This window comes from Streptomyces sp. NPDC006476, assembly GCF_040612015.1.
Taxonomy (GTDB): domain Bacteria; phylum Actinomycetota; class Actinomycetes; order Streptomycetales; family Streptomycetaceae; genus Streptomyces; species Streptomyces griseorubiginosus_B.
On record NZ_JBEXPK010000162.1, the window covers coordinates 1 to 7,647 of the forward strand.

At 65.4% G+C, this 7,647-nt stretch carries 2 protein-coding genes and 3 pseudogenes; 1 reads left to right on the forward strand and 4 read right to left on the reverse strand.

Going from position 1 to position 7,647, the window contains the following annotated elements:
• Positions 1 to 385 precede the first annotated feature (385 nt).
• A complete protein-coding gene (locus tag ABZZ74_RS51645) occupies positions 386 to 2,113 on the reverse strand; it encodes a cellulose binding domain-containing protein (RefSeq protein WP_356951070.1) in 1,728 nt (575 codons plus the stop codon).
• Between the two features lie 157 nt (positions 2,114 to 2,270).
• On the opposite strand from ABZZ74_RS51645, the pseudogene ABZZ74_RS51650 reads away from it, so the two are divergent.
• Positions 2,271 to 2,687 (forward strand): annotated as a pseudogene (locus ABZZ74_RS51650) (tyrosine-type recombinase/integrase); the annotation flags it as partial.
• Positions 2,688 to 4,502: 1,815 nt separating this feature from the next.
• Here ABZZ74_RS51650 and ABZZ74_RS51655 read toward each other — a convergent pair.
• The 3 genes and pseudogenes from ABZZ74_RS51655 to ABZZ74_RS51665 all read right to left on the reverse strand — a co-directional run.
• A pseudogene (locus ABZZ74_RS51655) lies at positions 4,503 to 5,126 on the reverse strand (transposase family protein); the annotation flags it as partial.
• Between the two features lie 791 nt (positions 5,127 to 5,917).
• Positions 5,918 to 6,382 carry a hypothetical protein gene (locus tag ABZZ74_RS51660; protein WP_356951071.1) on the reverse strand — a complete coding sequence of 155 codons (465 nt, stop codon included), beginning with the start codon at positions 6,380 to 6,382 and terminating at the stop codon, positions 5,918 to 5,920.
• 488 nt (positions 6,383 to 6,870) lie between these two features.
• Positions 6,871 to 7,647: pseudogene (locus tag ABZZ74_RS51665) on the reverse strand (transposase); the annotation flags it as partial.

The following is a 7,647-nucleotide window of genomic DNA, read 5'->3' on the forward strand; positions in this document are numbered from 1 at the left end:
GGCTTCCGCACCACGACGAAACGGCCTCCCACATCCCCGCACAGCCGCCCTTGTCAGGCACCCAACGAGGCGAATATTGCCTGATGCGGCACTAGTTCTTGTCCGCTACCTGGGCACGGGCGGTTTCGAGGGTGCTTGCAGCACCTTTTCGAGCGCCCCACATGGCGCCGCCAGTCGTGGCCAGCGCGCCGATCAACCCACAGCCCCCCGGCGATCAGGGCCGCCAGTCCCTCATCCATCAGATCGTCCTCACCACGGCCGACGCGCCATGGCGGTGCCGTTGCCGGCGGCCCCCCGCCGGAGACGGCAGCAACGCGCAAACGGCAGAGCCGGTAAGTCTCGATGACTGACCGGCTCTGCCGTGCAGGTGCTTGCGGGGATCAGTTCATCGGTTGGTGCAGCGCACGCCGTTGAGGGCGTACCAGCTGGGCTGGGCCGCGTTCTTGCCAGAGCCGGCGGCGACGAAGCCGAAGGGCAGGGTGGCGCCGGAGGCGATGGTCTTGTCGTAGCTCACGGCCTGGGAGGTGACCGTGCTACCGCTCTGGCTGTGGGTCAGGTTCCAGCTGGCGGTCACGCGCTCGTGCGCCGGAAGGCCGAAGGTGATCTTCCAGTTGGTGGTCGCGGGGCCGTTGTTGGTGATCTTGACGTTCTCGGTGTAGCCGCCTTGCCAGGTCACCGCGCCCGCGGTCACGGTGCACGAGGGGCCGGGCGCGACGTTGGAGCCGGAGAGCTTGAGGATGGTGATGGAGTAAGGGGGCAGGGTCAGGGCGCTCGCGTTGACGCCGCTGATCTGCTGGAGCTTCTTGGTGGCATCGCTGAACTGCTGCGCGGAGGTGACGCCGGCGGCGTTGAAGCCCGAGTAGGAGATGCTGACGGGCTCGCTGGCCTGGGCGCTGTGGTTGACGAGCATGAGCTTCAGGCCAGTCGCGGTCTTCACGGCGTACGAGGTGACCGCGGAGTTCGAGCTGGTGGTGCCGACCATCTCGGCGCCCGGCGTGGCGAATCCGCCCACGGCCTGTAGGCCGTAGTAGGAGGGGAAGGGGGTGTTGGCCGTGGGTTCGCAGACGGAGCCTGCGCAGCCGCCGCTGGAGAGCGCGCCGCCGTCGCCGTAATCGGTGAGGCCGTCAGGCAGCTTGCTGGTGGTCGAGGTGGGTCCGTTGTGCAAGTCCCACCAGTCGATGTTGTCGACGCCGTTCTGCAGGAACGTCATGTAGGTGTCGGCGGCGTAGAGGGCGGCCGGGACGGAGTCGGGCTCGTAGGTCGCGTTGGTCTCGGTGATCATGATCTTGATGTTCGCCGCGTTGCTGCCCGCGTACTGGTTGATCTCGGCGCGGGTGTGCGAGATGAGCGAGGCGATGTTCTTGTTCTGGCCGAGCAGGTCCGCCTCGGAACTCGAGGTCGGGTAGTAGTGGATGATCACGAAGTCGAGCTTGGGGCCGTCCTTCTTCAGGACTGTGGTGTTCCAGTCGGCGGTGTCGCCGTACTTGGAGGCGACCAGGCCGTCAGGCCAGCTGTTGTAGGTGTTCAGCACGGCGCCGACCTTGATGCTCGGGTCGACGGCCTTCATCTGGGTGATGTAGTCCGCGATGTTGTTCGCGTACGTGGTGGCGCCCTTGGGCTTGGTGTTGTACTCCCACTTGGAGCCGTAGGTGCCGTCGCCCGAGACTTCGTTGCCGAGCTCCCAGTACTTGACCCCGTAGTGCTTGGTGACGTTGGCGTACTTGACCCACGCCGCCGCCTCGGCTGCGGTGCCGGATCCGTAGTTGACGGTGATGATCGGGCTCGCGCCGGTCTTCTGCGCGATGCCCATGAAGTCGTCGAAGCCGTTGGCCGGGTTGGCGTAGCCCTGCCCAGACTCGGTCGTGTTGGTCTGCCAGTGGTAGACGTCGGCGGTGGATCCGCCGGGGTAGCGCAGCGCGTTGACGCCCGCTCCGGTGAGCGCGGGGATGACCGCGCTGTCGTTGAGGTGGCCGTCGAAGGTCGCCGTGTTCATGCCGGTGGCGACGTTGGAGACGGTGCCGAGGCTCTGGGTCGCGTTGACGTCGACCGCGGTCGTGTTGCTCGCATCCGCGCCCTGGGCGGCGAGGAAGCCGCCGACGGTCAGTGCCAGCACGGTAGGTACGCCGGCTGCCACCATGACGCGGCGACGGGATTTGCGGTGCATGTCTCTGGGAGGCCTTCCGTCCGGATGGTGATCATCACGCTCGGTCGCGCACCCGCTGGTTGCTGCAGGCCGCGAAAAGGTTGTCGCCGAAAAAAGAATTCGGCCGCAGCGAGCACAGGGTGAGGTGCGCATCGTTCCGGTTCCGCCTCCGCTGGTTCGGCTGCTCCGGGATCACCTGAAGGAGTTCGGCACGGCGAAGGACGGCCGGCTGTTTTCCAGCGAGCGGGGGAACGTCATCGCTGCCTCGTCGTACTCCCGCGCCTGGAAGCAGGCTCGGGAACTGGCGTTCGTCCCCGATCAGGTCTCTTCGGTCCTGGCCTTCCGGCCGTACGACCTTCGCCACGCGGGTGTCTCCCACTGGCTCAACTCAGGAGTCCCGGCACCGGAGGTCGCTGCTCGCGCGGGCCACTCGGTCGACGTCCTTCTGAAGATCTACGCCAAGTGCATCGACGGCCAGGAGCAGGAGATGAACGACCGGATCATGCAGGGTCTGGGGGAGGGGACGGCTGACACAACCACATGACTGACGAACGAGAGCCCCCTGGCCGCCTCTGGCCCGGGGTTCTGGTCTGTCTCCCCTTCCACGAACGACGCTACATAACTCCCAACCCGCGCTTGGCAAGGCGCTGAAATTCCCGTGTGTAGGTTTCGATGAGTTCCTTGGTGGCCTGATACAGCTCCCGTATGGCCGCGTGTACGTCGGGGAGGAGCAGGTCAGCCGCGCGGGACTGGTGAAGTCGTATTTCGTCGTCTACGTAGTCGGCCTTGCGGCGCACGGTCCCGGGCATCTCCCACAGCCGGAGCGGATCTGTGACCATGGACGTCCAGCGTGGCGCGGCCCGGGACATCTGGGGAGCCAAGTCCCGCCACGGCTCGACGGGCGTCCGACCGGTAAGGGCCGGGGACAACTGGACTCTCGCCTCGACGAACGGGGCACAGAACCTTGTCAGCTCGTCCTGAAGGCCATCCACCTTGGCGATCAGCGCTGTGCGGACGCTGTGACGCCCTGCGAGCCGGCCTACCGTGACAGTGGCTGCTGCTCCAGCAACTGCACCGCCCAAACCGATCAAGGCCACCGGTATCTCTGACTGAGCCACCCGCCCCCCTCTATGCGTGCCGCTCCAATCAGCATGATTGGGGTGGTGGTGCAGTCGTTAATAAACCTCTGTGCAGTGGCGGTATTGGCTACAGCCGCCGTGATGGAGCCTCACGCCGATTGGGGATGTGTCGGGCGGCCCGCGGGACGCCTTCTGACCTGCCATGAAGGCCACCAAGATCAACACGCTATTACAACGTGATCACTGTCCTGGGTTGCATCGAGCCGCATCCGCCTGCACAAACAACAAGACCCCGCACTCAGCAAACGCGCTGATGGCGGGGTCTTTAGGCACCTCATCGAAGGTGCCCCCCGCAGGATTCGAACCTGCGCACACGACTCCGGAGGGCATGCCCATGACTTGCATGGTTATGGCCCTGACCTGCAAGAGAGTCGCGTGGGCCGCGTGATCTTGTCTCGCTCACACGCTCCTCACACGAACGCCGGGGAGCCGCTGGAGATTACTGTCGGCTGCTGTGGCTCGGCAAGGGGTGACGACGTCAGGCGCTGCAACACCCCGGGGGCAGCCTCAGGCTCAGACCGGACAGATGCCGTGCGTAGTCCCCAGACGTATCTCTCACAGCAGGGCTGCTGTGGGAAGTGCATGGTTTCTACCTCTCCGTGCCGGGGCGCCAGTCACACTATGTTCATGGACTGGCTCACGCCTCTCACGGGGCTCGTTGGCGTGGTTGTGGGCGCGGCGGCTTCCCATGTCTCGACCCACCACGCGCAGAAGCGGCAACTCGCTGATGCTCGTGCGCGGGACGAAGCCGAGCGTGCGGCTGTCGTTGTAGCGAATGAACAGGCTCTTACCGCCCTTCGGGGGCACATGCGCAGGATGCCCCCTAATTACGCATCGTTCGAGGTTTCAGCAGCCGAGTACCAGCAGCTTGTAGCGCGGCAAGAGATCTGGTAGGAAGAGCTGCCCGAATACCTTGAGACGGCCCACATTGCCGCCCTAGGGGTGCGTGACGAGAAGCTGCGAACGCTGATCGTTGACAGTCTGACCGAGATACATGGTTGGCGGTTTCTCGACCTTGCTTACTACGGCGTAGGGCCGGTTTTCTTGCTGGAAACCGTCGACCATTTGATTTCCTGCGTGTTCGCGTGGCGGCGCGGTGACCCAGATATGCCAGAGCCGACCAACGGCTATAAGCGTCATAGGATGGCCTGGGAATATAAGCAAGAGATGGAGCGCATTGCAAGCGAGGTGGTGTGAGGTGGCGTTCTGTCGAATCGTGCTGCTGCGGCCAGGGCCCGGTTGACGGTGCGCTGGGTGAGGGTGAGCTCGCCGCCCGGTGGCCGTTTGAGTCCAGTGGTGGCCCAGGGACCGGCGCCGGTGTAGGCACGGTCGGCGAGGACAGGGACACCCTGGCGTTCGCAGATCCGGATGATGCGATGGGTGCGGGCTGCCGTCAGATCGTGGGTGCGACCCGGCAGGGCGGGCGAGATCCACAGCAGCTCGCCGGCCGGATCGGTGAGGACCTGGACGTTCACGCTGTGCCGGCGGTGCTTGGCGGAGTAGTCAGCCCGGCTGTCACCGACGCGGTCGCACTCAGCGAGAGTGCCGTCCAGGAGGACGAAGTCCGGATCGTGCTCGCGCAGCGTCTTGAGTAGGCCAGGGGCTCGTTCGGCGAGCAGGTCGGTCACGCTGGTGACGTACGCGTGGACGGTGCCGACGGATATCCCGAACCCGGCCGCGATCCGGGCGAGGGTGTCGTGGCGGCGCAGGTACACCAGAGCGACGAGCGCACGCTGGTGCGGCGGGAGTTTGCACCGTCGGTCACCCTCGCGGGTGACGATGAGCATGGTGACCCACTCGACCAGGGCGTGGGGCAGGTCGAGTGCGGCAGGATGGGGAACCAACAGGGCTCCTGTGCCGGTGGGTTGAGACGTCGAACACCTCTCTCAACGGCACGGGGGCTTTGTGCGTTGCGGCCCTCACCTCGACCTGACCGGCGTCACCCGATCAGTGGCCACGCTGAAAACGCTCACTGATGGACACGGCCTCGACAAGCTGCTCAGGATTGGGAGCGTCGAGAGCAACCCGCAGCTGTAGAGCAACCCGTTCGGTGAGCTCTGGACGGCCGTGCAGGTAGTCAGTGATCCAAACCCCTAGCGGGCGGACCAGACGATCCGGGACGCCTTCGAACAGAGCCTCCTCCCGCGTCGAGACGTGGCGGCGCGACAAGGGCTGCCAAGCGGAACTCTCGGAACTTGTCACGATCACCCCAGTTGCCCTATACGTCGGCGAGGACTGTCAACGTGAAGTGACTTCATGGGTCTGGTCACTTCACCCCGATTGCCACTGTGGCATCGGTGGGACGTTCCCCACTCGGGTTTTCGGCACCTCGCGTGCGCGTCCTGCCACCCGGACAGCGAGCTGGGAAGCCTTGGTTGGGCGTCTCGCAGGCCCCGGCGGGTCAGCAAAGGCGGTTGAAGCACCATCGTCGGCCGACAAGCTCTCAGCTTGGGAAGCTGCGGGCATTTGGGGGCGGTAAGGGGGCTGACCTGGGCGTCTGGGCGAAGGGCGGCCTCGTCGAGATCGGTCACATTCCTCGTGGTTCCCCGCTGTGCCCCGCTCGATCTGGTGCGCTTGTGGTGCGGCGCGAAGGGGGCATGGCCGCGGCGACCGTGCCACTGCTCTGATTCGGATCTTAGAGGTGTCGCTTGGAGATGCCGATCAAGCGGCCAATACTGTTCCCTGTGTGACTCCTCCGGTGGTCGAACTCCTCTCGGGTATCCGCCTTGTACAGGCTTGCGACGTCGTCAAGGATGGCTCTTGCTGCTTCGCTGAGCGACTCGTCATCAGTGAGCAGCACGACGCGCAGCATGGCCTCCTGAGCGCGAGTGCGAAGATCGTAGGATCGGGCCCGCACTTCCTCGGCGTCCCCTGGAGGCGTCTGGTCGTGTAGGCAGAACCATAAGTGCACCAGGCAGCGGCGATAGTTGATCAGTGCACCGGCATAGGCAGAATATGCGTCCAGACGCTCCTGCCTCAGCCTTTCCTTCTGTGTGAAGTCGTGGCTCTTGTCTACTGCGCGTTGCTGAAACAGGAGGGTGATGCCGGAGCCAAGCAGAGTCCCAAGGACGGCTATGGCACTGGCGATGATGGCTTCCACTCCACCAGCCCACCACGTTGGCTTGCTGGCTGGGTAGCACACAGCAAACCGATCTCTGCCAACACGCTTTCCAACTGTGGTGGTGGGATGACGGGATGCGTTCGGGGGCGTTCGCCCGGGTTCATGGGCGGCTGGCCGCCCGAGCGGAGGCAGCTCTAGGTCCTGCATGAACGTCCGTGAACGGTGCTGAATGAGACGGAAACTGAGACGGTCCCTGGCGTCAGCACCGTAGGGTCCTGAGCAACTACCACCACGTGCAAGCCGATCAACTGCACCAGGGAGTCACCATGCCGAGTGCGTCCGAGCTACAGCCAGGGGACACCGGCCTGGTGACTGATGGCCCTTTCTCACAGTCCACTGGCCCGGTCCGTGCCATTGACCGGGAGCGGAATCGAGTGCAGCTGGTTGTGCAGGTCTTCGGAGACGACACGCGCATCGATGTACCTCTCAACGCGGTGGAAAAGGTCTCCACCGCCTAACCTTGATCTTTAACCTGTGCGGCCGTAGTGCTGGTCGAGTGTCTCGGCGCGTTTGACGGTCTTTCCCGGTGTGTGGCGGGGTGCTCTCGTATGGTTGCTCGATCCGCGGGGGCGTCCTGGGCCGGGGCGGGAGGGTTTCGGTGCAGCCGCTGGACGGGCCGCCTTCGCGCGGATGTTGCGAAACCCTCGCCGGACCCGTGCGGGTGTCAACTTGTGCGAGGGAAGCGGGCGTTCCCATGGACGGCGCAGATCCTCCGCGGCTGGCCGGGCGAGCCACAGCTGGGTGTGTGCGGCGATGATCAGGGTCGTCCACAGGTCCGCGCCGGCCGGGTCCCGGAGCTTGGGCACGGTCCAGCCCAGTGTCTGTTTCAACAAGCGGAAGGTGTGTTCCAGGTCGAATCTGCGCAGGTAGGCGCGCCATAGCTGGTCGACGTGGCCAGGGTTGGCCCCGGGGCGTGAGGACCACAGCCACACCGGGTCGGGTTCCCGTCCGCCGGGCAGGCGCTCGACACTCAGGCGGACCACGAGGCCGTGCAGGATGGGGAGTTCGGCATTCTGGTCGGTGATCCAGGCTGAGCGGCGGGTGAGCCGGGGATGGAGCCGGTCCCATGCCTGGGCGGTCGCGGTGCCGTAGCGAGTGGTGTCGGTCCGGGTCTCGGCCTGCGGATCTCCCCAGGTGGTGGGCCTGGCCAGGGCGAACGGGGCACCGTGCATGCGCGGGCGGCCCGGCCGGGGCCGGGCGTTGTGTGGGGCCGGGTCCCGGGCCATCACGCGGTCCGAGCGGAG